The sequence below is a fragment of the Gordonia sp. LMA167 genome, from assembly GCF_058130025.1.
Genome location: NZ_CM176708.1, coordinates 3,676,459 through 3,700,710, shown reverse-complemented (window position 1 = coordinate 3,700,710; position 24,252 = coordinate 3,676,459). Strand labels below are relative to the sequence as shown.

The 24,252-nt window shown below is 67.2% G+C and carries 23 protein-coding genes; 5 read left to right on the top strand and 18 right to left on the bottom strand.

The annotated features are described in order from the left end of the window. Positions 1-87: 87 nt before the first annotated feature. Complete coding sequence (locus ACVT6V_RS16850) at positions 88-1,917, bottom strand: HNH endonuclease signature motif containing protein (protein WP_489894716.1); 1,830 nt, start codon at positions 1,915-1,917, stop codon at positions 88-90. Between the two features lie 496 nt (positions 1,918-2,413). Between ACVT6V_RS16850 and ACVT6V_RS16845 the strand changes: the two genes are divergently transcribed. Continuing rightward, a complete protein-coding gene (locus ACVT6V_RS16845; protein WP_489894714.1) occupies positions 2,414-4,102 on the top strand; it encodes an alkaline phosphatase D family protein in 1,689 nt (562 codons plus the stop codon). 122 nt (positions 4,103-4,224) lie between these two features. Continuing rightward, the gene (locus ACVT6V_RS16840; RefSeq protein ID WP_489894712.1) at positions 4,225-4,998 is read left to right on the top strand and encodes a tyrosine-protein phosphatase; all 774 of its coding nucleotides are present in this window, start codon (positions 4,225-4,227) and stop codon (positions 4,996-4,998) included. A gap of 70 nt (positions 4,999-5,068) precedes the next feature. Here ACVT6V_RS16840 and ACVT6V_RS16835 read toward each other — a convergent pair whose 3' ends face one another. Then, positions 5,069-5,833, bottom strand: coding sequence for an HAD-IIB family hydrolase (locus ACVT6V_RS16835; RefSeq protein WP_489894710.1), 765 nt, complete (start codon positions 5,831-5,833; stop codon positions 5,069-5,071). 90 nt (positions 5,834-5,923) lie between these two features. Beyond that, positions 5,924-6,514: a TetR/AcrR family transcriptional regulator gene (locus ACVT6V_RS16830; protein WP_489894708.1), complete on the bottom strand. Its 591-nt coding sequence runs from the start codon at positions 6,512-6,514 to the stop codon at positions 5,924-5,926. 103 nt (positions 6,515-6,617) lie between these two features. Here ACVT6V_RS16830 and ACVT6V_RS16825 point away from each other — a divergent pair, with 103 nt between their 5' ends. Continuing rightward, positions 6,618-7,634: an NADP-dependent oxidoreductase gene (locus tag ACVT6V_RS16825; RefSeq protein ID WP_489894706.1), complete on the top strand. Its 1,017-nt coding sequence runs from the start codon at positions 6,618-6,620 to the stop codon at positions 7,632-7,634. Positions 7,635-7,638: 4 nt separating this feature from the next. Here the strand turns inward: ACVT6V_RS16825 and ACVT6V_RS16820 are convergent, their stop codons facing one another. The 7 genes from ACVT6V_RS16820 to ACVT6V_RS16790 all read right to left on the bottom strand — a co-directional run bounded on the left by ACVT6V_RS16820 (position 7,639) and on the right by ACVT6V_RS16790 (position 12,711). Then, positions 7,639-8,865, bottom strand: a complete 1,227-nt coding sequence (locus ACVT6V_RS16820; protein ID WP_489894704.1) for a winged helix-turn-helix domain-containing protein — start codon at positions 8,863-8,865, stop codon at positions 7,639-7,641. Continuing rightward, the gene (locus tag ACVT6V_RS16815) at positions 8,862-9,371 is read right to left on the bottom strand and encodes a dihydrofolate reductase (protein WP_489894702.1); all 510 of its coding nucleotides are present in this window, start codon (positions 9,369-9,371) and stop codon (positions 8,862-8,864) included. Before ACVT6V_RS16815 ends, ACVT6V_RS16820 begins: the two co-directional genes overlap by 4 nt. Further along, positions 9,371-10,204, bottom strand: coding sequence for a thymidylate synthase (locus ACVT6V_RS16810; protein WP_489894700.1), 834 nt, complete (start codon positions 10,202-10,204; stop codon positions 9,371-9,373). Before ACVT6V_RS16810 ends, ACVT6V_RS16815 begins: the two co-directional genes overlap by 1 nt. Before the next feature lie 214 nt (positions 10,205-10,418). Continuing rightward, positions 10,419-10,820, bottom strand: coding sequence for a flavodoxin family protein (locus ACVT6V_RS16805; RefSeq protein ID WP_489900850.1), 402 nt, complete (start codon positions 10,818-10,820; stop codon positions 10,419-10,421). A 47-nt stretch (positions 10,821-10,867) separates the two neighbouring features. Continuing rightward, entirely contained in the window at positions 10,868-11,386 is a 519-nt protein-coding gene (locus ACVT6V_RS16800; RefSeq protein ID WP_489894698.1) for a hypothetical protein, read from the bottom strand. A gap of 23 nt (positions 11,387-11,409) precedes the next feature. Continuing rightward, positions 11,410-12,162 (bottom strand): 4-hydroxy-tetrahydrodipicolinate reductase, encoded by a 753-nt coding sequence (dapB, locus tag ACVT6V_RS16795; RefSeq protein ID WP_489894696.1) that lies wholly within the window; start codon positions 12,160-12,162, stop codon positions 11,410-11,412. A gap of 60 nt (positions 12,163-12,222) precedes the next feature. Next, entirely contained in the window at positions 12,223-12,711 is a 489-nt protein-coding gene (locus ACVT6V_RS16790; RefSeq protein WP_489894694.1) for an Lrp/AsnC family transcriptional regulator, read from the bottom strand. Positions 12,712-12,849: 138 nt separating this feature from the next. Here ACVT6V_RS16790 and ald point away from each other — a divergent pair, with 138 nt between their 5' ends. After that, positions 12,850-13,959, top strand: coding sequence for an alanine dehydrogenase (gene ald, locus ACVT6V_RS16785; RefSeq protein ID WP_489894692.1), 1,110 nt, complete (start codon positions 12,850-12,852; stop codon positions 13,957-13,959). A gap of 206 nt (positions 13,960-14,165) precedes the next feature. Here the strand turns inward: ald and ACVT6V_RS16780 are convergent, their stop codons facing one another. The 5 genes from ACVT6V_RS16780 to ACVT6V_RS16760 all read right to left on the bottom strand — a co-directional run bounded on the left by ACVT6V_RS16780 (position 14,166) and on the right by ACVT6V_RS16760 (position 20,628). Continuing rightward, a complete protein-coding gene (locus ACVT6V_RS16780; protein ID WP_489894690.1) occupies positions 14,166-14,933 on the bottom strand; it encodes an NRDE family protein in 768 nt (255 codons plus the stop codon). 18 nt (positions 14,934-14,951) lie between these two features. After that, the gene (locus ACVT6V_RS16775; protein WP_489894688.1) at positions 14,952-16,439 is read right to left on the bottom strand and encodes a putative nucleotidyltransferase substrate binding domain-containing protein; all 1,488 of its coding nucleotides are present in this window, start codon (positions 16,437-16,439) and stop codon (positions 14,952-14,954) included. 102 nt (positions 16,440-16,541) lie between these two features. Further along, on the bottom strand, positions 16,542-18,830 hold the full coding sequence (locus tag ACVT6V_RS16770) for a polyribonucleotide nucleotidyltransferase (RefSeq protein WP_489894686.1): 2,289 nt from the start codon (positions 18,828-18,830) through the stop codon (positions 16,542-16,544). Between the two features lie 399 nt (positions 18,831-19,229). After that, positions 19,230-19,499: a 30S ribosomal protein S15 gene (gene rpsO, locus ACVT6V_RS16765; RefSeq protein ID WP_489894684.1), complete on the bottom strand. Its 270-nt coding sequence runs from the start codon at positions 19,497-19,499 to the stop codon at positions 19,230-19,232. Between the two features lie 157 nt (positions 19,500-19,656). Continuing rightward, complete coding sequence (locus ACVT6V_RS16760) at positions 19,657-20,628, bottom strand: bifunctional riboflavin kinase/FAD synthetase (RefSeq protein ID WP_489894682.1); 972 nt, start codon at positions 20,626-20,628, stop codon at positions 19,657-19,659. A 159-nt stretch (positions 20,629-20,787) separates the two neighbouring features. On the opposite strand from ACVT6V_RS16760, the gene ACVT6V_RS16755 reads away from it, so the two are divergent. Then, entirely contained in the window at positions 20,788-21,534 is a 747-nt protein-coding gene (locus tag ACVT6V_RS16755) for a metal-dependent transcriptional regulator (protein ID WP_489894680.1), read from the top strand. A gap of 120 nt (positions 21,535-21,654) precedes the next feature. Here the strand turns inward: ACVT6V_RS16755 and truB are convergent, their stop codons facing one another. The 3 genes from truB to ACVT6V_RS16740 are packed head-to-tail and all read right to left on the bottom strand — an operon-like array spanning position 21,655 to position 24,201. Next, a complete protein-coding gene (gene truB, locus ACVT6V_RS16750) occupies positions 21,655-22,557 on the bottom strand; it encodes a tRNA pseudouridine(55) synthase TruB (RefSeq protein ID WP_489894678.1) in 903 nt (300 codons plus the stop codon). 1 nt (position 22,558) lies between these two features. Then, a complete protein-coding gene (locus ACVT6V_RS16745; RefSeq protein ID WP_489894676.1) occupies positions 22,559-23,215 on the bottom strand; it encodes a 4'-phosphopantetheinyl transferase family protein in 657 nt (218 codons plus the stop codon). Next, entirely contained in the window at positions 23,212-24,201 is a 990-nt protein-coding gene (locus tag ACVT6V_RS16740; protein WP_489894674.1) for a metallophosphoesterase family protein, read from the bottom strand. Before ACVT6V_RS16740 ends, ACVT6V_RS16745 begins: the two co-directional genes overlap by 4 nt. Positions 24,202-24,252 lie beyond the last annotated feature (51 nt).

The window sequence follows — 24,252 nt, the reverse complement described above, 5'->3', positions numbered from 1 at the left end:
GAGCCTCCGAGCCTCCGCGAACATGCGTCACCACCCGGTCCCTGAGGAGCCTCCGAGCCTGCGAGGATGCGCCCGCGTTGGGCCCCGTCACCGCGGATACGTGACAAGCACTTGCCCGGTGACCGGGTTCCGCCAGGCGATGGTGCGGTCGGTGTTCATGGTCGGTATCCCCATCCCCAGGTGTTTGCGCTGATGATCGGGCCGACACAACGGCACCAGGTTCTCGGGCACAGTCCAGCCACCGGCGAGCGGCTCGCCGGGCCGAAACTTCACCAGATGGTCGAGCTCGCATTCGTGAGCAGGTCGGCCGCAGAACGGGTATCGACAGTACAGATCCGACAGCAGCATCTGCTCACGCAACCTCGCCGACGGCGCATAGGTGAGCGCACCCGGCGGCGGCAGGTCGTGCCCGCCATGCCCGCACGGATCCACCGGTGGCGCCGGCCCGCGCTCACCAACCACGATCAGCCCGGATGGGCGGCGATTCTGGTTGTCCGGCAGGGTGATCACGGTGGCCCGATCGGCGAGGTCGGTCGCCTTGGCAGGGTCGATCATCCCGTAGCCACGCAGTCGGGGCACCTCTTCGCCGACCGGATCCAGCACCAACGTCCACGGCGCCGGCGCAGGGCTGACCGCGGGGTCCGCTTCGTGATCTTGGTTCGCCTCGGAATCGGTTGCGGGGCAATGGTCCGGCGCGCCGTCCTCGACTGTGCTGCCGTCGGCTGAATCGCCGCCATCCGCTGAATCGTCGCGCTCGGGTGAATCATCGATCCCGGCAGGCTCATCTGCTTCGATCGTGCCGCCACCGTCAGCGCAGTCATCACGGTCGGGTGACCCGCCACTATCGGGCACATCGTCGCCGGCTCCATCGCCGTCGCCGTCGGGTGCGGGGAGCTGGGTCGGATCGGTCGGCCCACAGCTGGGATCGGCCGGACCGCTGCCGGCCGGGCAGTCGTCGTCGCCACATCGACACGCCAGCCGCACCCCGGGGACACCGACGAGTTCGGCCAACACCTCGACCCGCTGTTGACCCAGCGTGCGCGGATCGCGCCGACACACCAGCGCACGCAGCAACGCCGCGATCCCCCCACGCAGAAGCACCCCGTACTCGGCCGGCACACAGGCGTCGATGTTGGCGTGCCCGGAACTGTCATTGGTCACGGTCACGTTCTGCCACGCCCGCCCGAACTCCCTGCGTGCTTCGGCCGCCCCCTCGGGATCCAGCCCGATCGCCACCCCGGCCAACTCATCGCGCAACACCGTGTCCGTCGTCGGACGCGCCCCATACTTCAGAGCAATGTCCTCCACATCAGTGACCGGCTCGGCGGTGTCAGCCGGATCGGACGTGTCAGCCGGATCAGAGGTGTCAGCCGGATCGGACGTGTCGGCCGGATCGGACGTCGCAGGCTCGGCGTCGATGTCGGTGTCGATGCCGGTGTCGGTGTCGGTGGCAGAGTCGTCGTCACCGCCACCTGAGCCCGCGGTGTCCGTGTCGGGAGTCGAATCGTGTTGTGTGACATCGGGTGCCGCTTCGACAAAATGCACCAACTCCGACAACCGATTGGTGCTGTAGTCACCGTCGAGATACGCCATCCGCAGCTTCGGCCTGAGCTGCAACGCCGACCCCAACCGATACCATTTGCCGGCCTTGGTCCGCGACAACCCCAACTGCAGCGAGATCTCCCCCACCGCCGCCTTCTCCGCATGACGGCGCACCTTCATCTGCGCGCGCGGACCCAACGCCACCATCAGATCGTCATGCACCTGCTCACCGATCCGAAAGGCCAACAACAACGCCCGCGCCTGCGCTTGACGACTCAACCGCAACGCAGCACACGCCTCGGCCACCAGATCCGCCGACCCGGCCGACGACAGAACCGCATCATCGGCAACCGAATCCGAATAAGAGAACACCACACCCCGCTTCGTGACGCTCGCACACGCAATACAGACCGACAGGACAAACAACCTCAGCCCGTCATCAGAAACCACAGATCGGAATCCACCGACAAGACCTGGCGCCTGCGCGGCAGTTGCCTCGTCGGCCGATCATCTGTCCGGCAATCCATTCCGGATCTCTCTACGATCCGGCCCACTTGGTGGTGGTCGTGACGGCTCGACTCGGGAACCCGCACCGCCGACGCGAAGAGTGATCCGTTGCGGCTGCCGGCGAACCTCGGCCGACCTGACCGTCGACCGTGATCGCCGACAGAGGTCGCGGTCGTCGACAGCCGACGGCAGGTGAACGTTCGGCGACCAGACGGCAAAGCGCCAGCGCGGCCGAGCGGACCCATGATGCAGGCGCTCGCTTCCACCGCTTCGTATGCCGCATGATGATCGGCGATGTGTCAGCAGCCACCGGCACTCAGGCCATAGGCTCCAGAGAACCGGTGACCACAGATTCGGGGGATTCATGTCCGCTCATCCAGACCGCCCGCAGGGCCCGCGGGCGGGCACTCCCCGCCGGGCCTTCCTGCGCTCCGGCATCGCCGCCACCGGCGCGGCACTGCCGGTCGTCGTGGCCGGTCGTGCCACGGCCGCTCCGAGAAGAGCTGAGCAGGTGTTCGCGCACGGCGTGGCGTCCGGCGACCCCCTGCCCGACGGAGTCATCCTCTGGACACGCGTGACGCCCACCGCGGCGGCGCAACCGGGTTCGGGGCTGGGACCCGCCACCGATGTGGCCTGGGAGATCGCACGCGACACGTCGTTCACACAGATCGCCGCCTCGGGAACCGTCTCGACCTCGGCCGCGTCCGACCACACGGTGAAGGTCGACGTCACCGGGTTGGCGCCCGACACACGGTACGCGTACCGATTCCGAAGCCAGTCGGGATCTGCGGCGGGCGCCGTCTCCGCCGTGGGACATACCCGCACCGCACCGGCAGCCGGCGCCGAGATCTCCCGGGTGCGCTTCGGCGTGGTTTCCTGTTCCAACTGGGAGGCCGGCTATTTCGCCGCCTACCGCCACCTGCGGGCACACCGCGACCTCGCCGCCATCGTCCACCTCGGCGACTACTTCTACGAGTACGAAACCGGTGGTTACACCGGTAAGTCCGGCACCGTCCGGCGTGTCGAACCGGCCAATGAGACGGTGACGCTGCGCGACTACCGAATTCGGCATGGCACGTACAAGACCGATCCCGACCTCGTCGAGTTGCATCGGCTGCTCCCGTGGATCTGCACCTGGGATGACCACGAATCCGCCAACGACTCGTGGGCCGGCGGCGCGGAGAACCATGACCCGAGCGAGGGACCGTGGACTGCCCGCAAGGCCGCGTCGGAGAGAGCCTACTTCGAGTGGATGCCGGTGCGTCCCGACGCCGTGGGCAACGGTCGACACCTCTACCGCCGACTCCGTTATGGTCGGCTGCTCGAACTGTCGATGCTCGACCTGCGCACCTACCGCGACCGGCAGGTGTCGGCCACCTCGCGGCGCATCGACGACCCACGTCGCAGTATCACCGGTGCCGACCAGATGCGTTGGCTCACTGGTGGTCTGACGTCGTCGACAACACGCTGGCAGATCGTCGGCAACCCGGTGATGATCTCGCCTGTGCTCATCCCGCCACTCGATCCCCGGAACACCGCGGCGCTCACCGAGATGCTCGGATTGCCTGCAGCCGGGGTGCCGTACAACGCCGACCAGTGGGACGGCTACACCGCCGACCGGCGACGACTCCTCCGACAGATTCGCGACCATGGCGTCGACAACGTGGTCTTCATCACCGGCGACATCCACTCCTCCTGGGCCTGCGACATACCGGTTGACGCGACCGACTATCCCGCCGCCGAATCAGTGGCCACCGAGCTGGTGGTGCCGTCGGTGACGTCATCCAACATCGACGACATCCTCAAGGTGCCCGAGCACACCGTCGGCAATGCGGTACCCGCGGCGATCATGACGGCCAACCGCCACGTTCGATGGAACGACTTCGATGCACACGGATACGCAGTGCTCACGGTGACGCCCGCCGCGGCCCAGATGGACTGGTACTTCCTCGCCGACAAGACCGACCCGCAGACAGCCCGCTACCACGCCCGATCCTTCCGCGTGAGGTCGGGAACCCAACGCGTACAGTCAGTCGCCGGTCCGGTCGACTGACACCTCCGACCACGATGTCGACCGGCACGTCGTCCGCGTCGGCTCGTCGCACCACGTTTCCGCAGCACGAAAGGTCCGAGATGAACCGTTCTCGCCACGCCCACCCCGTCACCCGACGTCTCATGGGTACCGTTACCGCCCTTGTGGTCGTCGGTGCTCCCACGGTGGCAACGACCACGCTCGCCCCGGCATCGGCGGTCCCGACACAGACGATCCCCGCACCAGCGGCGTTCGACCTCGCCGGCACCCAGAACACCCGCACGTTCACCGCCTACCGCACCGTGGACGGGCATGCGATCAACGGGCGGGTGATCCGTAGCGACAACCTGACGTCGATCACGTCGGCCGATCAGGCGAAACTGGCGGCCGCGCACGTGACGTCGATCGTCGACTTCCGCACCCAGATCGAGCGCGCACTCCAACCGGATCGAACGGTGGCAGGGGCGACTCTGAAGTCCTTCGACGTCCTGGGCTCGCAGCCACCCACGAGCCTGTTCGACATGAATGCGTCCTATCGCGCGTTCGTCACAGACCCGGCCGCACGCCAGGCGTTCCGGAAGACCCTGCTGGACATCGAGATCACCGCCACCAAGGGCGACACCGTTCTCTACCACTGCTCCGCCGGCAAGGACCGCACCGGTTGGGCATCGGCGGTCCTGCTCACCATCCTGGGAGTCGACCGTGCCACCGTCGAACAGGATTATCTCGCCAGCAACACATTTCGCCACAGCACCACGAACGATCCGCTCAACGGCGTGAACATCTCGTGGCTGCGGGCGTCGTTCGCCGCCGCCGAGTCGACCTATGGCAGTTTCGACGGTTATGTGCGAAAGGGATTGGGCCTCACCCAGTCCGACATCGAGGCGCTGAAGGCAGGGCTACTCGTCCGCCCGTAGGACCGACGGGGTCGGCATCGTCGGCGCCACCCTGTACCGACGACCGGTCCCCCGTCACCGAAGCGGGTGGTCAGCCGTCGACGATCGCCGACAACTTCGCGTAAGTGTCCTTCCACCCGTCGACGGCGATCGACTCGATGCCGAGATCCTTCACCGGACGGTCGTTGCCGCCCTCGTCGAGCCGGTCGCCGAAGAAGAGGATGTCGTCGACGCCGAGCCCGAGGATGTCCATCAGCTTCCGGGCGCCGTATGCCTTGTCGATGCCCTTCCTGGTCACGTCGACGGATGTGGAACCACCGCTGCGCACCTCGAGATCAGGCAGGCGTTCGGCACCGTACGCGCGCAGGGCCTCCTTCTTCGCGCCATCCGGATCCCAGTCCGCCTTCGCGTCGACCGGCGCCGACTGGCCGAGCGCGCTGAAGGTGATCTGGCTGCCCCGGTCCTCCAGGATCGGGCCCCAGGTCTTCGCCTCCCACAAGCCGAGTTCCTTCGCACCTGTTTCGAGGACCTCGAGGGTGCGCTTCTTCTCCTCGTCGGTCAGGTATTCGGCGTAGACGGTCTCCCACTCGCTGCCCGACCATCGCACGTACTGGGTGCCGCACGTGGGCATCAGATGCAGGTTTCCGATGGCGTCGAACTCCCCGAGCCGCGCGAGAACCTGAGTGTCGAACTGCTCGAACCGGCCTCCGGAGATGATGCAGCCCAGGCTGCGGTCGAGCATGCGGCGCATGAGAGCGAGCATGTCGTCGGCCATCGGGCTCTTGGACGGCGCCAGGGTGTCGTCGAGATCGAACATCACCAAGCGGTAGTCCTTGTCCTGATACGAAACCGCCATCTCAGCCTCCTGTCGGATACGTCCGCCTTCGCGTGTCGCACACGAGCATGTCATCCCGACGAGGCGGCCGCGTCGCTGGGTTGACCGGCGTCAACACCCGTCAACGGCGACAGCGGCCGCGGTCACGTCAAGCAGGCGGAGCGCCTCTGCGATGTTCACCCGGGCCAGCGTCATCGCGGCGATGACAGCGCCGGCAATCGACGACGAACGTGCGGCCACCGCCTCGCCGTCGGCCTCCGGGAATCGTGCCCGGACACCGGCGGTGAGCGCCTCGATCAGTTCGGCGTGATAGGCGGCGATCACATCCCGGACCGCGCGGTCGTCGCCGAGCGAGGTGGCCGCGGTCCCGACGAGCAGGCATCCGGTCGGCTCACCACCCTCGTCACCCAGGACAGACATCGCGTGCGCGAGGCCGGTCAGATAGTCGCCGAGCGCTTCGGGAGCCACCGCGTCGGCCCGAAAGGGGCGCAGGCGTGGACGGACGACGATGTCGAGATAGTCCTGTACCGCGACATCGAACAGACCTCGCATGCTCCCGAACGCGTTGTAGAGGCTGGACCGGGACAATCCGGTGGCCTGTTCCACATCGGCCACCGATACCGCGTCGAAACCCCTCTTCCAGAAGAGATTCCGCGCAGCGGCGACGACCTCGGCGGTGTCGTACCCCGGTCTGCGACCCATGCTCACCTCCGTGCGTGGCCTCGTTGGTTGTGTCGTGGTCGAGTATAGCCGTATTGTGTAACGATCAGTTCAAAATACTGACCGATCGACCCGAAAGGCAGTGATGTCTCAGACCAGCACCCAGATCCAGCTCGTGAACCGGCCGACCGGCTGGCCCAGCTCCGAGGACTTCCGCACGGTCGAGGTCGAGTACGGCGAACTCGAGCCCGGCCAGGTCCGTGTGGTCAACGAGTTCATCTCGGTGGACCCCTACATGCGCGGTCGGATGGTCGACGCCCGCAGCTACATACCGCCGTTCGTACTCGACGAGACCATGACCGGCGGTGCCGTCGGTCGGGTCGTCGAGACCACCGTCGACAGCCTCCCGGTCGGAGCTCTGGTGACCCACCAGTACGGCTGGCGTGATGTGGTGCAGGAGGACGCCGGCGGTTTCCGTACTCTCCCGGAGCCACCCGCGGGCGTCTCGACGTCGGTCTATCTGGGCATGCTCGGCATGACCGGCCTGACCGCGTACGTCGGGCTGTTGACCATCGCCGGGATGCGGCCGGGTGACACCGTCTTCATCTCGGGCGCCGCAGGCGCGGTCGGTACCGCCGCCGGTCAGATCGCCCGCCTCAAGGGCGCCAAGCGGGTCATCGGTTCAGCCGGCTCGGCCGAGAAGGTCGCCCTGCTCACCGACCGCTACGGTTACGACACGGCCTTCAACTACAAGGACGAACCGTCGGTTCGCAAACAGCTGCGCGAGGCCGCACCGGACGGGATCGACGTCTACTTCGACAACGTCGGCGGCGATCATCTCGAGGCGGCACTCGACTCCTTCAACGACGGCGGACGGGCGGCCCTGTGCGGTGCGATCGCGCAGTACAACAGCACGACCCCCACGCCGGGGCCGCGGAACATGGCGAACATCATCACCCGCGGCCTGACGCTGACCGGGTTCACCATCGGCCATCACTTCGACAAGCTCGGCGAGTTCACCGAGACGATGAGTCAGTGGTTTGCGGCCGGCGATGTGGTGCACGACGAGACCGTGGTGGACGGCATCGACAATGCGGTCGACGCGTTCCTCGGCCTGATGCGTGGCGAGAACACCGGCAAGATGGTCGTACGCATCGCCTGAGCGGTCACCCCGAGCCGATCTCGCCGCCCAGTGCGGCGGCGAGATCGCCACGGTCACCCACCTCGACCCGGTCGAGGCCCAGCCACTTCGCCATCTCCCGCAGATCGGCCGAGAGTCGTTCGGCAACAGCCACTGTGGATCGCCCCTCCTCGACGTAGGCACCCAGGACCAGAAGCGCCCCGGACTTGCGGTCCGCCTTGAGGTCGACGCGGCCGGCGATGTCGTCGCCCATCAGGTAGGGCAGCACGTAGTAGCCGTGCACCCGCTTGTGCTCGGGTACGTAGATCTCGATCCGGTAGTGGAAGTCGAAGAGCCGTTCGGCGCGCGGCCGGTAGAACACCAACGGATCGAACGGCGAGAGGATCGCGGTGCGATCCACCTTTCGTGGCACGACCGCCTGGGCATCGAGGTAGGCCTGGTCGCGCCATCCTTCGACGGTCGCCGGTGTCAACGCACCGGCCTCGACCAGAGCGTCGACCGCGGGCCGGACGTCCGCCGTCTTCATCCGGTAGTAGTCGGCGAGGTCGGCGAGCGTCGCCACTCCCAATGACCTTGCCGCCCGCGCCGTCAACTCGCGGTGGGCGTCGACCTTGTCGAGTTGCCGGCCCGCGATGTCCTCACCGATGACCCGTTCGGCGAGATCGTACTGCCGGACGAAATTCCCGTTCCGCACGGCGGACAGGTCACCGGCGGCGAACATCGCCTCGCACACATGCTTGACCTCACCGCGATGCCACCATCCGCCGGGCACCCCGGCGGGACGTTCGATGCCGAGCCGATCCTCGATCTGTTTCGGTGTGCTCGGCCCGGCGTCGAGAATGACGTCGTGGACGTCGCGTGCCAGGTCTCGGCTGCGTCGCATGACGTCGCGCGTGTAGCGGTATCGCCCGTCTCTGAATTCGTCTCTACGCCAACCGAACAGCGGCCAGTCGTCGATGGGTATCAGGGCGGCCTCATGCGCCCAGTACTCGACGAGGAGCCGGTTGCCGCGCCGCGGTCGCCACGCGGCACGTTCGAGAAGGTCACGGTCGTAGGGTCCGACGCGACTGAACATCGGCATGTAGTGTGCCCGCACGACAATGTTCACCGAGTCCATCTGCAACAGTCCGGTGCGCCCGACGACCCGGCGCAGATGCGTCGTGGTGGGTGCTGCGGCAGGCGGTTTGTCGGTGAATCCCTGTGCAGCGAGGGCGATCCGCCGAGCCTGCGTGGCCGAGAGGTCGCGACTCATCCGCGAACGAGGGCGTGCCGCACGTAGTCGACGAACCGGTACCGGATACCGGTCGAGGACGTCTGCCAGTCCCCCATATCCGCGGCATCCCACGCATAGGGGTCGATCTCCGGGGCGAAGGCATCAGCGGCGTCGACCAGCATGTCGATCTCGGTGATGCGCAGGTGGGTGGCCAACCCGATCGCCATCTCGTAGATCTGGCCGCCGCCGATGACCGCGACCGGCCCGTCGATCAGATCGAGTGCCTCCTCGACGGTGTGGACGACCTCGGCGCCGTCGGCGACAAAGGCACCCGAACGGCTGACCACGACGTTGCGACGCCCCGGCAACGGTCGGAACCGCGGCGGCAGCGACTCCCACGTTCGACGCCCCATCACGACCGGGCCGCCGCCGGTCAGCTCCCGGAATCGCCGCATGTCCTCGGGCACATGCCACGGAATCGTGTTGGCGCGCCCGATCGCCCCGACGCGATCCTGCGCCCAGACGAGTGTGACGGTGGTGGCCATCAGACTGCGACCGGGGCCTTGATCCCCGGGTGCGATCGGTAGTCGAGAACAGCGATGTCGTCGAACTCGTAGTCGAAGATCGAATCACGATGCCGCAGTTCGAGTTTCGGGTAGGGATACGGCTGACGCGACAGTTGGCGGCGGACCTGCTCCACGTGATTGTCGTAGATGTGGCAGTCACCGCCGGTCCAGACGAACTCGCCGACCTCGAGGTCGGCCTGCTGGGCCATCATGTGGGTCAGCAGCGCGTAGGACGCGATGTTGAACGGGACACCGAGAAAGAGGTCGGCGCTGCGCTGGTAGAGCTGGCACGAGAGTCTGCCGTCGGCCACATAGAACTGGAAGAACGCGTGACACGGCGGCAGCGCCATCTGCGGGATCTCGCCGACGTTCCAGGCGGAGACGATGTTGCGGCGCGAGTCGGGATTGGACTTCAGGAGGTCGAGGGCGGCCGAGATCTGGTCGATGTGATCCCCCGACGGGGTCGGCCAACTGCGCCACTGAACCCCGTAGACCGGACCGAGGTCGCCGTCGGCGTCGGCCCACTCATCCCAGATTGTCACCCCGCGCTCCTGCAACCAGCGCACATTCGAGTCACCCCGCAGGAACCACAGCAACTCGTAGACGATCGACTTGAGGTGCACCTTCTTGGTGGTGATCAGCGGGAAACCCTCAGCGAGGTCGTAGCGCAGCTGATGACCGAACAGACTGCGGGTCCCCGTGCCGGTGCGATCGGACTTGGGCGTTCCCGACTCGAGAACCAACCGCAGCAGATCCTCGTAGGGCGTCGGGATGTCGCCCGCAGGTGTGATGTCTCGGATGGCCGTGGTCACGGTGTCAGTCTAGAGGCCGTCGGCAGCAGCGCCGCGCATCGCCGCCCGGTCTGCCGGTCCGCGCACGCGGGTCGTGCTTGTGGCCGCGGGTCCAGCGTGCTTGCGCGGGCGGTCAACGACCCGCGCGAGCCCGTCCGACCCGCGCCAGCCTCACCGACACGCGCGGACCGCACACGTCCGCGCGGGCGTGCGACCGGACCGACCTCGAACCCGACTACTCCATCAGCTGGGCCGCAACGGTCGCGCCCAACTCCCAGCAGGCTTCACGGTCCTCCTTGGTCGGCGCTCCTGACACCACCACGTACTCGGCCGCCTTCACCCAGCCCAGGCCGGTGGTGATCGCATCCACGGCCTTGGCCGCTCCCTCGGTCCCCTGGTTCCCGTGCAGGTACAGCCCGAACGGACGACCTTGGGTCGAGTCGAGGATCTGGTAGTACGTGCTGTCGAAGGCGTGCTTGAGGGCGCCGCTGATGTAACCGAGGTTGGCGGGCGTACCCAGCAGATAGCCGTCGGCGGCCAGCATGTCGGTCGCCGTCACCGACAGCGCCGCGCGCCGTACGACCTCGACCCCCTCGATCTCCGGATCGGTCGCGCCGGAGATCACCGCCTCGAACATCTCCTGACAGTGGGGTGAGGGCGTGTGGTGGATGACCAGCAGGGTGCTCACTCGTCCCCCTTGTACTGCGCGACCGCACGTTTCATCATCTGGCGGGCCCGGCTTCGGTCCCCGGCGCAGTCGTAGGCCCGGGCGATCCGGTAGGTGTTGTGCCAATCGGACGGATCGGCTTCCCACTCGGCCTTGACCTGCGCGAACAGCTCGTCGGCGGCATCGCGTTCGATCCGCCCGGACGGTCGACGCGGCAGGTCGGACACATCGAGCTCGCGACCCTCTTCCGCCATGATCCGGGCCAGCCGCTGATGCTCGAGGCCGGCGCGCAGCGTCGCGAAGATCAGCCATGCGCCGATGACCGGCAGGATCAGCACACCGACACCGATCCCGATACCCGCCACGGTGCCCGACGAGATCAGGTCGACGCCGCGTTCGCCCAGGATGACGAAGTACACGATGAGCGCGACCACCAGGAAGCCGATCATCCAGACGATCGGGCGGGCGTCACGTTTCTGTGGGTCACGTTTCTGTGGGTCACGTTTCTGGGGGTCACGTTTTTGCGGGTCGGCCATGTCGGTGCGGGTTCGTCGCCGGCTCAGAGGTCCATCAACTGTTCGAGACCGACCGTCAGACCCGGACGTCCGCCGATCTCCCGAACCCCGAGCAGCACGCCCGGCGCGAAGGACGTGCGGTCGAGCGAGTCGTGCCGGATGGTCAGGGTCTCCCCCTCGGTGCCGAGGATGACCTCCTGGTGTGCGACGAGTCCGGCCAGGCGCACCGAATGCACGCGCACGCCGTCGACCTCGGCTCCCCGCGCACCGTCGAGCTCGTCGGTCGTCGCGTCGGGGCTCGGGCCCACGCCGGCGTCCGCACGTGCCTGCGCGATCAGCGCCGCGGTCCGGTACGCGGTACCCGACGGCGCGTCGGCCTTGTGTGGATGGTGCAGCTCGATGACCTCGACCGAGTCATAGAAGCGTGCGGCCTGCGCGGCGAAACGCATCGACAGAACCGCCCCGATCGCGAAGTTCGGTGCGATGAGCACGCCAACGCCAGGATTGTCGGCAAGCCAACCCCGCACCTGGTCCAATCGCTCGTCGGTGAAGCCGGTGGTGCCGACGACGGCATTGATGCCGTTGTGGATGAGGAACTTCAGGTTGTCCATCACCACACTCGGATGAGTGAAGTCGACGACCACCGCGGTGTTCGATTCGGTGAAGGATTCGAGCGGGTCGCCCTTGTCGACGCCGACCGTGTAGGTGAGGTCGTCGGCGGCCTCGACGGCGGCGACGATGGCCTGTCCCACCTTGCCTCCACTGCCTAGCACTCCGACCCGGAGATCGCCTGACATCGTGAGAAGTCCCTTCGTTCGCGTAGCAGTGGTCGAGCCGATTCTATGGCGCGTCGATGTTCAGAAGATCGGCGCACCACCTCGGCGATGCTCGAACACGAGTGAGGTGGTCGTGCCGGCCACCTCACGCCGGGCGTTGAGCATCTCCACGAACTGACGCAGCGCCTCGGTGTCGGCGGTGGCCACGTGAAGCAGATAGTCGTCGGTACCGGCCAAGAAGAAGACGTCGATGACCTCGTCGTGACGTTCGATCTCGCCGACGAAGTGCCGGATCTCGCCGCGGGCGTCGGCCTGCAGGCTGACCGCCACCATGGCCCGCAACGGACGGCCCACCGACGCCGGATCGACGTCGGCGAAAAAGCCGCGGATCACGCCGAGGTCGATGAGACGACGCACCCGGCCGTGGCAGGTGGACGCCGCGATCCCGGCGCGGGTCGCCAATTCACTGTTGGGCATCCGGGCATCGGTCTGCAGCAGGCGCAGCAGTGTCCGGTCGGTGTCGTCCAGCAGCTGGTCGGCTGCCCGAACATCCTTCGGTTGAACGGCCATCAAACCTCCACACGCTGATCAATCTTCGAGAAAGGCCCATTCTAGAGAATTATCTGCACAGATGTTGTGTGATTTCCGATGTTCCTTCACGCTGAAATCACACACGCCCGCGCCCCACGACCACACAGGAGAGCCGTCATGCGCGTCGGAATCCCCACCGAGATCAAGAACAACGAGTACCGCGTCGCCATCACCCCGGCCGGGGTCGCCGAACTGCACAATCGCGGCCACGAGGTCGTGATCCAGGCGGGGGCCGGCGAGGGTTCGTCCATCCATGACAACGAGTACAAAGAGGCGGGCGCACAGATCCTGTCGACCGCGGAGCAGGTGTGGGAGCAGGCCGATCTGCTTCTGAAGGTCAAAGAACCCATCGCATCCGAGTACCCGCTGCTGTGCGAGGGTCAGACCCTGTTCACCTACCTGCACCTGGCGGCCAGCCGGCCGTGCACCGAGGCCTTGCTGGAGTCCGAGACCACGTCGATCGCCTACGAGACCGTCCGCGCCGCCGACGGCTCCCTACCCCTGCTCGCACCGATGAGCGAGGTCGCCGGTCGGCTCGCACCGCAGGTCGGCGCGTACCACCTGATGCGGTCCGAGGGTGGTCGCGGGGTTCTCATGGGCGGTGTCCCGGGTACCGAACCGGCGAACGTCGTCGTGATCGGCGGTGGGGTCAGCGGCGTCAACGCGGCCACCATCGCCGTCGGCATGGGTGCACAGGTCACTGTGTTCGACCTCGACATCAGCAAACTGCGTGCCATCGACGCCCGCTTCGCGGGCCGGGTCCACACCCGGTACAGCACCGCGCTCGCTCTGGCCGAGGCCGTCCGCAAGGCCGACCTCGTGATCGGTGCCGTCCTGGTGCCGGGTGCCAAGGCGCCGGTCCTGGTCCCCAACAGCCTTGTCGCGCAGATGAAGCCGGGCGCCGTGTTGGTGGACATCGCCATCGACCAGGGCGGATGCTTCGAGGACTCGCGTCCCACCACGCACGACGATCCCACCTTCACGGTGCACGACACCGTCTTCTACTGCGTCGCCAACATGCCGGGTACCGTCGCCCGCACCTCAACCCTCGCACTCACCGGGGCGACGCTCCCCTACGTGCTGCGGCTTGCCGACAAGGGCTGGGAGCAGGCGTGCCGGGACGATGCCTCTCTGGCCGCAGGCCTGAGCACCCACGCGGGCGAATTGTTCACACCCGAGGTCGGTGCGGCACTCGACATCCCGGTAGCGGCATCGCCCGTGGCGTAGCCGCAGGCCTTATCCCGAGGTCTCGATACGCCGCTCGCCTGGCGGCTCGCGACGACTCGACCACCGGGAGTGCGCGCCCGCGACTCTGCAACCGGCAGGACTTCACACCTGCGAGGCGTTTCCGCTGGTCGAGTAGCGTCAAGCCGCTAGGCGAGACGTGTATCGAGACCACGTGCGACACGAGAGAGTCCACCTGCGACCGGATCTCAGAACCGGATCGTCGTGGTCCCACGCCGACGACCCCGCCAGGTGAAGCGTCGCTCCGTGATGTCGCCGTGGCCGTCTCGGCCGACTCTGAGTACCGTCGAGGCCCGCGTGCCGTAACCACGCATGTCGATGAACATCGGCGACAGATCGCGCTCACGGTCGAGTCCGACACCGGTGTCCGGTAATTGCTCATCCGGAGGCCGGTGCCGGTCCGACAGCAGATCCAGATACGGCTCGACCGACGGCGTACCGAGATCCTGCGCTACCAGGTCCGCCATCCTGCGCCGTCCGTCGGCCACCTTCGGCCACTCGTTGTCCAGAAGGCCGTTGGACAGCCCGTGGACACCGTCGCTGACCCGTTCGGCATGCAGTCGTGGATGGTTGGTCACCCACCAGAGTTCGTGCCGGTCGGCCACGAGCAGATTCACCGGCTGATACCGGTCGCCCTGTGCGGCCACCCACCGCGCGAACCGCTCGGGAGTGTCGGTGCCGGAAAGAAATTGGGTCGGTAGTTCGCCGCGTGAGTGCGGTCCGGGCGGGGCCGGTTTGCCGGCTCGGACGTTGGTCACCATCGCGACACGCGTGGGGTCGTCGGCGCTGACACCTATCCACGTCCCACCGGCGAGCGCGTCGCGCCCGGCGATGATGGGCACATCCGACCAGCGCGCCAGTGCACGTGTCTTGCGGCGGTGGTACTCGTCGCGGTTCGCGGCCACGACGAGGCCGAGATCGGGATGGGCGTTCCAGGCGAACAGGATGAGGCACATGTGATCGAATCCGCTCGTCTACTCGGCGACCGGCAGGTATTGGCTCATGTTCGTCATCCGGCGCTGGACGCCGGCGATCTCCCGAACCGCCTGCGCGAGCAGGCTGCGGTCCAACGGGGACAGCCTCTTCATGTCCAGCAGGTCCGTCACCGGCTCGCCGCGGTCGAACTGCGCGACCTGGTAGCCGAGCCGGACCCGCTGCAGCACGTCGAACACCTCGATCAGGCCGGCCGCCTGATCCCCGGGCAGCATCGGACTGCCCTGGGCGGCAGCCAGGCGCGATCGCGTGTCCAGCTCGGTGGACTCGACAGACAGTGCCGCCCAGCGGGCGATATTGATCAAGGGTGTGAGGGCGTGCGATTTGATGTCGAACGTGTCGCCCCGCCGAGCCAGGACGTCTCGCATCGAACGGAAACGCGCCTTGTAGGACAACGCCTCCGCGAGCAGCAATCCCATCGTGCCGGGATTGGATCGCAGGTCGGCGAACACCTCCCCGACCGCGGACAGCCCCTGATCGCCCCAGATCGGACGTCCGTCGAGCAACAGGGAGGTGAAGATCATGCCCTTGTTCTCCAGCGGCGACTCGATCCAACTCCGCGCCGCCGCACGCCACTGGGCATGGGTCCGCGCGAACAACGGCTTCGACGCGATCGCACCGTTCTCGTCGATCGCCATCCCGGCACCACGCAGGATCTCGTCGACCTCGGCGAAGGCAGCGCGGTACAGCGGAACCCGGTCATCACCGACTCCATCGTCGAAGGAGACCGCGGAGTCCATGTCGGAGGTGAGCACCGGTTCCCGACGGGCGTTGCTGCCCAGCGACAGCCAGGTCACCGCATCGGGGTCGAGATCCGGATGTCGATCGAGGACGAGCACGAGCGCCCGGCGGACGACGGCGTCATGGATCAGTGATGCCACCGCGGTGATCTCGTGAACGGGCTGTCCGCGGCGGAGCAGGTCGGCCATCAGATACGGGACGCGCCGGGCCCGCGTCTGGAGATCGTCGACGTTGGCGGCACGTGACACCTGTCCGCGCAGGGACATGCCCGGTCCGGACGGCGCGGCGACGAAATCGGCCGCGGCAACGACACCGACCACCCGGCCGGCGGGGTCCACGACCGGCATCGCGGTGAGCTCGCGATCGAGCAACTCGGTCAGGGCGTCGACCGCTGCGGTGTCCCGGTACACGACCGGGACCGGCTCGGTCACCAGATCGCCCACCGGGGTGTCGATCCCACGCCCGGCCGCGACGACGCGCGCCCGGATGTCGGCATCGGTCAGCATTCCGTACCCGTGCTCACGCAACGGGATCAGCACGTAGTCCTGTCGCCGTTGCGTCATCAGCGCCGCCGCCTCGCGCACCGTCATCGTCGGCGAACCGACGACGGGTTCGGTCACCACCAGGTCGTCAACGGTGCCTCCGGCCACACCACCGTGCTCCCGACGTCGCGCAACGGTGAGCTTGTCGGCGGGGACTCTCCGTTCGGACTCCGACACGCTCGTCATTCCTCCGCTCGATGGACGTCGATCGCGACCAGCCTATCCACCCGACACGCACACGGCCCGCCACCCGGGTGTGGGTGGCGGGCCGTGATGTCGCTGGATCGATCAGGCGTCGGCGGTGGCGGCCTCGGCCTTGTCGTCGGCGGGAGCGGTGTCCTCGTCGACGGGCACCAGGCTGATCTTGCCGCGATCGTCGATGTCGGCGATCTCGACGCGCAGCTTGCTGCCGACGTTCACGACGTCTTCGACCTTGTTGATCCGCTTGCCCTTACCGAGCTTGGAGATGTGGACCAGGCCGTCGCGACCGGGGAGCAGCGAGACGAACGCACCGAATGCGGTGGTCTTGACCACGGTGCCGAGGAACCGCTCGCCGACCTTGGGCAGCTGCGGGTTCGCGATGGCGTTGATCCGGTCGATCGCCGCCTGGGCCGACGGCCCGTCGGTGGCGCCGACGAACACCGTGCCGTCGTCCTCGATGGAGATGTTCGCGCCCGTCTCCTCGGTGATCGAGTTGATGGTCTTGCCCTTCGGGCCGATGACCTCACCGATCTTGTCCACGGGCACCTTGATGGCGGTCACGCGCGGGGCGTACGGGCTCATCTCGTCCGGCTCGTCGATGGCCTCGGCCATCACGTCGAGAATGGTCATCCGCGCGTCCTTGGCCTGGCTCAGCGCACCGGCCAGCACCTGGGACGGAATGCCGTCGAGCTTGGTGTCGAGCTGCAGCGCGGTGACGAAGTCCTTCGTGCCGGCGACCTTGAAGTCCATGTCGCCGAACGCATCCTCGGCACCGAGGATGTCGGTCAGCGCCACGTACCGGGTCTCGCCGTCGACGGTGTCGGACACCAGGCCCATCGCGATACCCGCGACCGGCGCCTTGAGCGGCACACCGGCGTTGAGCAACGACATGGTCGAGGCACACACCGAACCCATCGAGGTGGAACCGTTGGAGCCCAGCGCCTCCGAGACCTGACGGATGGCGTACGGGAACTCCTCGACGCTCGGCAGCACCGGCATCAGGGCACGCTCGGCGAGTGCACCGTGACCGATCTCGCGACGCTTCGGGGAGCCCACACGGCCCGTCTCACCGGTCGAATACGGCGGGAAGTTGTAGTGGTGCATGTAGCGCTTGCTGGTCTCGGGCCCGAGCGAGTCGATCTGCTGGGCCATCTTGACCATGTCGAGAGTGGTGACACCCAGGATCTGGGTCTCGCCACGCTCGAACAGCGCGCTTCCGTGCGCCCGAGGAATCACGGCGACCTCGGCCGAGAGCGACCGGATATCGGTGATGCCGCGGCCGTCGATGCGGAAATGGTCGGTCAGGATCCGCTGACGGACGAGCTTCTTGGTCAGCGAGCGGTAGGCACCGCCGATCTCCTTCTCCCGGCCTTCGAACTGCGCACCGAGCTGGGCGAGGATGTCGGCCTTGAGCTCGTCGGTCTTCTCGTCGCGCTCCTGCTTGCCGGGGATCGTGAGGATCTGGCTCAAGCGTTCGGTCGCGGCGCCGGACACGGCGTCGTAGACGTCGCTCTCGTACGGCGGGAACAGCGGGAACTCTCCGGTCTCCTTCGCGGCGGCCTCGGCGAGCGACTTCTGCGCCTCGCACAGGCGCGCGATGAACGGCTTGGCGGCCTCGAGTCCCTCGGCGACGATCGTCTCGGTCGGCGCCTGGGCGCCGCCGGCGATGATGTCGATGACGTTCTCGGTCGCCTCGGCCTCGACCATCATGATCGCGACGTCGGCCGAATCGCCTTCACCGGAGACGACGCGTCCGGCGACGACCATGTCGAAGACGGCACCTTCGAGCTGCTCGACGGTCGGGAACGCCACCCACTGGCCGGCCTTGTTCTCCTCGGTCGGGATCAGCGCGACGCGCACACCGCCGACGGGGCCGGAGAACGGCAGGCCGGCGAGCTGGGTGGATGCCGATGCCGCGTTGATCGCCACGACGTCATAGAGGTCGTTCGGATTGAGCGACATGACGGTGACGACGACCTGGATCTCGTTGCGCAGGCCGTCGACGAACGACGGGCGCAGCGGACGGTCGATCAGCCGGCAGGTCAGGATCGCGTCGGTCGACGGGCGACCTTCGCGACGGAAGAACGAACCCGGAATCCGGCCTGCGGCGTACATCCGCTCCTCGACGTCGACGGTCAGCGGGAAGAAGTCGAAGTGCTCCTTGGGCGCCTTGGACGCCGCCGTGGTCGAGAGCAGCATGTTCTCGTCGTCGAGGTACGCGGTCACCGATCCGGCGGCCTGCAGCGCGAGGCGCCCGGTCTCGAATCGGATGGTGCGGGTACCGAAGCTGCCGTTGTCGATGACGGCGGTCGCCTCGGTGATGGTGTCGTCGAAATCGACGTCCGAGTCGATATCGGGGGTGGTCACATCTGTCATGTGGTTGTCAAAGTCCCTTCGTGTCAGCCCACCGGGTCCCGGCGGCTGGGGTTCTCAAATGCGGATCGGCTCGCAGCGGCACGCACCACACAGTGCGGCGGCGCCTGGGAGCAGGAACCGACCCGGAACGGAGCCATGAGAGAAATGCCGGTCGTGCGGGGCGCGCGATCGCGAGATGCGCGCCGAGTCGTGCGCAGACGGCCTTCGATCGAAGCGGCCGGAACCTGCTATCGCCGGGTTCCGGCGGCCACTACCGAGGACCGATCTGCTCGTTCGTCACGTCCAGCAGGACTTTCACGGCAACGATCACTGGTCAGCCTATCATTGCGGATTGGCCTGCAGAAACGACACGGCCGTCCCCGCCGGTGGCGGGGACGGCCGAGAAGTCGGTTGACGCGATCAGCGACGCAGACCGAGGCGCTCGATCAGCGAGCGGTAGCGGTTGATGTCGACCTTCGCGACGTACTTGAGCAGACGACGGCGACGGCCGACCAGCAGCAGCAGTCCACGACGGCTGTGGTGATCGTGCTTGTGCTCCTTGAGGTGCTCGGTGAGGTCGGTGATGCGCTTGGTGAGCAGTGCGACCTGCGCCTCGGGCGAACCGGTGTCGGTCTCGTGCAGCCCGTACTCGGTGAGGATTTCCTTCTTCTGGGTGGCAGTCAAAGCCATGGAGATACTCCTGTTTCTCAGTCCCGCGCTCGTCTCGAGTCCGCCCGCATCTACCCAGATGCCCGGACGGTTGGCGCGCCACCGCGGACCGCAGCAACGCCAGCGGTCCAATCTACCAGCGCAGATCGTCCCACCCAAATCGACGCTCGCCCGCTGCTCACCCCTGCTCGGCCGCAGCCAGACGCCGCCGGGTCTCCTCGACGTCATCGGAGATCGCGGTGATCAGATCCGCGACGTCGGGATAGTTGACCATTCCACGGATGCGTCCGACGAAATCGACCGCCACGTGCTGGCCGTAGAGGTCGGCGCTCGTGTCGAGGACGAACGCCTCCACGGTGCGCGTGCGCCCGGAGAACGTGGGGTTGGTCCCGACCGACACCGCCGCCTGATACCGCTCGCCCGGCACCACCTGGCCGACGACCGGCCCGGCCCCGAGGACGGTGAACCACGCCGCATACACACCGTCGGCCGGGATGGCCGCATACATCGGGGGCGCCACGTTGGCGGTCGGGAAGCCGAGTTCTCGACCACGACCGTCGCCGCGGACCACGACCCCTTCGACGCGATGCGGTCGACCGAGCGCCTCGGCCGCCAGCTCGACGTCGCCGGATGCCACGCACGAACGGATGTAGGTCGAGGAGAACGTCACCGCGTGCTCACCGAACAACGAGATCGCCTGCACCTCGAAGCCGAACAGACGGCCGAGCTCGGCGAGCTTGGCGACATCACCGGCCGCCTTCTTGCCGAAGGTGAAATTGTCGCCGACGACGACATCGGCCGCATGCAATGTCTCGACGAGGATGTCGTGAGCGAAATCCTTCGGCGAGCGCGCGGCGAGTTCCGGGGTGAACGGCATCACGCAGAAGACGTCGATACCCAGCTGCTCGGCGAGCTCGGCACGACGCGTCAACGTGGTCAGCTGCGGCGGATGCGTCCCGGGCCGAACGACTTCGGCAGGATGGGGATCAAAAGTCATCAGTACCGCGGGCACGCCACGCGCGGCGGCGGCCTCGGTGGCGGCATGGATCAACTGCGCATGTCCACGATGGACCCCGTCGAACACACCGATCGTGACCACACACCGACCCCAGTCCGCGGGGATGTCCTCGAGACCTCGCCAACGCAACACGCGCACCAGCCTACGGCCCGGCTCCGGAACAAACCACTTCCGGTCCCCGTGTTGAACAGCGCGTTTCGTACAGCTCGAGTCTGATTGAACACACATCCAACGCCCGCACACACCGCCGGCCGTCTCGCTCTGGCGAGACCCACGTCCTAAGCTCGAGGAATGCCCCAGTCCCGCGCGGCCAATTCCGGCAAGCCAGAATCCGGCGCCCCAGACCCGGCACCCGCCGCCGACCGGCCCGTCACGGAGCTGTCCAGCGTCACCCAGGACTACCTCAAAGTCATCTGGACACTCCAGGAGTGGGCCGACGTCAAGGTCACCACGAAGATGCTCGCCGAACGCCTCGGGGTGTCCGCATCGACGGCGTCCGAGGCGATTCGCAAGCTCGCCGACCAAGGTCTGGTCGCCCATGAGCGCTACGGCGCGGTCACCCTGACCGACGAGGGCCGGGCGGCCGCGGTCCTGATGGTCCGCCGGCACCGGCTGCTGGAGACGTTCCTGGTGCGCGAACTCGGATACGGGTGGGACGAAGTCCACGACGAGGCCGAGGTCCTCGAACATGCCGTGTCGGACCGCCTGATGTCACGGCTGGACGCGAAACTCGGTTTCCCGAGCCGCGATCCGCACGGCGACCCGATCCCGGCGATCGACGGATCGGTGCCCAGTCCGGACGCGAAGCTCTTGTGCGATCTCGACGTCGACGAAAGCGGCACGGTGGCAAGGATTTCCGATGATGATCCGGAGATGCTGCGCTATTTCGACGAGGTCGGGGTGGCACTCGACCGGGTCGTGCGGGTCGTCGAGAAGCGTCCGTTCGCGGGCACCATCTCGATCTCGGTCGACGGTAACGACCGGATCGATCTCGGCGACATCGCCGCCCGGGCGATCTTCCTCGTGTCGGAGAGCTGACGCGCACCCGAAACCACCCGGGAGAGCACCGGAGTCGGCATATCGCCGGCCGCGCGCCCGCCGAGGGCGGTTTTCGGGCCGGGAGGCACCCGCACCGTCAGGTCGACGGCCACCGACATCTCAGCGCAGTGTCGCGGGACGGACGACCATGACCGAGCTGGCGCGGCGCCCCTTCTCCTGGACCAGCGCGATCGCCTGCCCGGACGGATCGATCACCACGTAGATCCCCTTGCGACCCACCGGTGTCAACCAGCGCCCCTGGCTGATCGACTCCGCCTCGTCGGCGTCGATGTCGCGATGCGGGAAGGAGATCTTGGCCGCCTCGTCGATGGTCAGGGACAGCTGTGGTCCCTCGGTCAGCGTCGCCAGCGTCCGTGCGTGTGTCAAGGTGAACGGCCCGACCGCGGTCCGACGCAGCGCCGTCAGGTGGCCGCCGACGCCGAGCGCCGCGCCGAGGTCGCGGGCCAGCGACCGGATGTAGGTCCCGGCCGAACAATCCACCTCGACGTCCACATCGACGAAACCGTCGTCCTCGCGCCGGATCGCGAGGATCTCGAAGCGCGACACGGTGACCGGACGTGACGCCAGGTCGAACTCGGCCCCCGTGCGCATGAGGCTGTGCGCCCGGCGCCCGTCGACCTTGATGGCACTCACCTTCGCCGGGACCTGCTCGATGTCGCCGGTCAACGCGTGCACACCCGCAACGATCTCCGAGTCGGCCACATGGCCGGCGTCGGTCCGCGAGATGATCTCGCCCTCACGATCGTCGGTGTCGGTGGCGGCACCCAGGCGAATCGTCGCGGCATACGACTTGGTGGTCAGTGACAGCAACCCGAGCAGTTTGGTGGCTCGCTCGATCCCCATCACCAACACGCCGGTGGCCATCGGGTCGAGCGTGCCCGCATGCCCGACCCGCCTCGTGTTGAACAGCTTTCGGCACTTCGACACGACGTCGTGGCTCGTCATCCCGGCATCTTTGTCGACGATGACCAGCCCGGCGTTCTCGATGGTTGCGTCTGCCACGTCAGACCAGCGCGATCGTCGTCGTGATCAGTCCGCGGTCGATCAGCCATCGACCACTCAGCTCGGTGAGGGGTCGGCCACCGTCGATCGCCGAGCCGTCGATCAGGATCCGCGACGTGAACGTGCCGCCCTGCGAGTCGGTCTGCTCGAACGTGATGTGGGCATCCTCGAAGCCCAGCCACCGCTGGGTGATCGGGAACCACGCCTTGTAGGTGGCCTCCTTGGCACAGAACAGCAGCCGATCCCAGTGCAGGCCCGACGGTCGCGTCGCCAACACCTCGCGTTCCTCCGCGATGCTGGTGTGCTCGAGCACCCCATCCGGCAGCCGGTCATGCGGCTCGGCATCGATGCCGAGCGACCGAACCTGCAGCGCATAGGCGACCACGGCCGCACGGTACCCGTCGCAGTGGGTCAGACTGCCGACCACGCGCTCGGGCCACACCGGCATACCACGTTCACCACGCATGATCGGAGTCGGTGCGATGCCCAACTGCCCCATCGCTTCCCGGGCGCAGTGACGTGCGGTGGTGAACTCACGACGGCGTTTCTCCACCGCACGTTCGATGAGCGAGCGCTCGGCAGCCATCGGCTCGATTCCCGGTGGGTCCTCGAAAGCCTCGGCCGCGGCCACACCGCTCGGCACGAGTTGCTCGATCACTGCCGGTCTTCCCCCTGTCGTCGTGTGCCCGTCCGCGAGGCGCGTCGTTCGCGACGCTCGGCGATGCGTCGTGCGAACTCCTCGGCCCGGCGCTCGTAGTCTGGCGGCAGCTCGAACCGCGCGCCGTGTCCGGGCAGGTCGTCCTCGGTGAGCCCGGGGTCGGGAATGATGGCTCGCAGCAACGGGTCCGGGAGACCACGCCGCTTCCATTCGCGCGGATAGCCGACCGACACCTCCTCGAACCGGACACCGTCGTACCAGGTGGTCCGCGGGATGTGCAGGTGGCCGTACACACAACACGCCGCGTGATACCGGGTGTGCCAGTCGGCAGTCAGTTCGCTGCCACACCAGAGTGCGAACTCGGGGTACATCAACGCATCGGTGGGTTCACGACGCAGCGGCCAGTGATTGATCAGGACAGTCGGTTCCGATGGGTCCAGTGCGTCGAGGCGCTCACGGGTGGAGTCGATCCGGGAACGTCCCCAGGCGTCGCGGGTCGGGTACGGTTCGGGCGACAGCAAGAACTCGTCGGTGGCGACCACGTTGCGCTCCCGCGCGAGTGCGAGGGCGGTCAGCGTGGTGGACGTGCCCTCGGGGCGGAATGTGTAGTCATACAGCAGGAACATCGGCACCACACGCACCGGCCGCGACCCGTCGCCCGGGTCGAACAGCGGGTAGATGTCCTCCGGGGTCACCACACCGAGGTCACGGCAGGCCTGCACGAGGTAGTCGTAGCGTGCCACCCCGAAGATCTGCAGCGGATCCTTCGCGGTGGTGTACAGCTCGTGGTTGCCGGGCACCCAGACCACCGTGTGGAATCGCGCACGCAGGCGGCGCAACGTGTCGATGATGTCGTCGGTGCGCTCGGCGACGTCGCCCGCCACGATCAGCCAGTCGTCGCTGCTCTGGGGCCGCAGCTGATCGACGATGTGCTCGTTTCCCCGATGTGCGACATGGAGATCACTGATTGCCCACAACGTCGCCATGCCCACAGCCTAACGATGTGGGGGCGGTCACCTCGGACCGCCCGGGACCGT

What these genes read in the sequence shown, in the direction of transcription:
- ACVT6V_RS16845 (WP_489894714.1), top strand. Translation starts at nt 2,414, where the DNA reads ATGTCCGCTCATCCAGACCGCCCGCAGGGCCCGCGGGCGGGCACTCCC.
- ACVT6V_RS16840 (WP_489894712.1), top strand. Translation starts at nt 4,225, where the DNA reads ATGGGTACCGTTACCGCCCTTGTGGTCGTCGGTGCTCCCACGGTGGCA.
- ACVT6V_RS16835 (WP_489894710.1), bottom strand. Translation starts at nt 5,833, where the DNA reads ATGGCGGTTTCGTATCAGGACAAGGACTACCGCTTGGTGATGTTCGAT.
- ACVT6V_RS16830 (WP_489894708.1), bottom strand. Translation starts at nt 6,514, where the DNA reads ATGGGTCGCAGACCGGGGTACGACACCGCCGAGGTCGTCGCCGCTGCG.
- ACVT6V_RS16825 (WP_489894706.1), top strand. Translation starts at nt 6,618, where the DNA reads ATGTCTCAGACCAGCACCCAGATCCAGCTCGTGAACCGGCCGACCGGC.
- ACVT6V_RS16820 (WP_489894704.1), bottom strand. Translation starts at nt 8,865, where the DNA reads ATGAGTCGCGACCTCTCGGCCACGCAGGCTCGGCGGATCGCCCTCGCT.
- ACVT6V_RS16815 (WP_489894702.1), bottom strand. Translation starts at nt 9,371, where the DNA reads ATGGCCACCACCGTCACACTCGTCTGGGCGCAGGATCGCGTCGGGGCG.
- ACVT6V_RS16805 (WP_489900850.1), bottom strand. Translation starts at nt 10,820, where the DNA reads ATGTTCGAGGCGGTGATCTCCGGCGCGACCGATCCGGAGATCGAGGGG.
- ACVT6V_RS16800 (WP_489894698.1), bottom strand. Translation starts at nt 11,386, where the DNA reads ATGGCCGACCCGCAAAAACGTGACCCCCAGAAACGTGACCCACAGAAA.
- dapB (WP_489894696.1), bottom strand. Translation starts at nt 12,162, where the DNA reads ATGTCAGGCGATCTCCGGGTCGGAGTGCTAGGCAGTGGAGGCAAGGTG.
- ACVT6V_RS16790 (WP_489894694.1), bottom strand. Translation starts at nt 12,711, where the DNA reads ATGGCCGTTCAACCGAAGGATGTTCGGGCAGCCGACCAGCTGCTGGAC.
- ald (WP_489894692.1), top strand. Translation starts at nt 12,850, where the DNA reads ATGCGCGTCGGAATCCCCACCGAGATCAAGAACAACGAGTACCGCGTC.
- ACVT6V_RS16780 (WP_489894690.1), bottom strand. Translation starts at nt 14,933, where the DNA reads ATGTGCCTCATCCTGTTCGCCTGGAACGCCCATCCCGATCTCGGCCTC.
- ACVT6V_RS16775 (WP_489894688.1), bottom strand. Translation starts at nt 16,439, where the DNA reads ATGACGAGCGTGTCGGAGTCCGAACGGAGAGTCCCCGCCGACAAGCTC.
- ACVT6V_RS16770 (WP_489894686.1), bottom strand. Translation starts at nt 18,830, where the DNA reads ATGACAGATGTGACCACCCCCGATATCGACTCGGACGTCGATTTCGAC.
- rpsO (WP_489894684.1), bottom strand. Translation starts at nt 19,499, where the DNA reads ATGGCTTTGACTGCCACCCAGAAGAAGGAAATCCTCACCGAGTACGGG.
- ACVT6V_RS16755 (WP_489894680.1), top strand. Translation starts at nt 20,788, where the DNA reads ATGCCCCAGTCCCGCGCGGCCAATTCCGGCAAGCCAGAATCCGGCGCC.
- ACVT6V_RS16740 (WP_489894674.1), bottom strand. Translation starts at nt 24,201, where the DNA reads ATGGCGACGTTGTGGGCAATCAGTGATCTCCATGTCGCACATCGGGGA.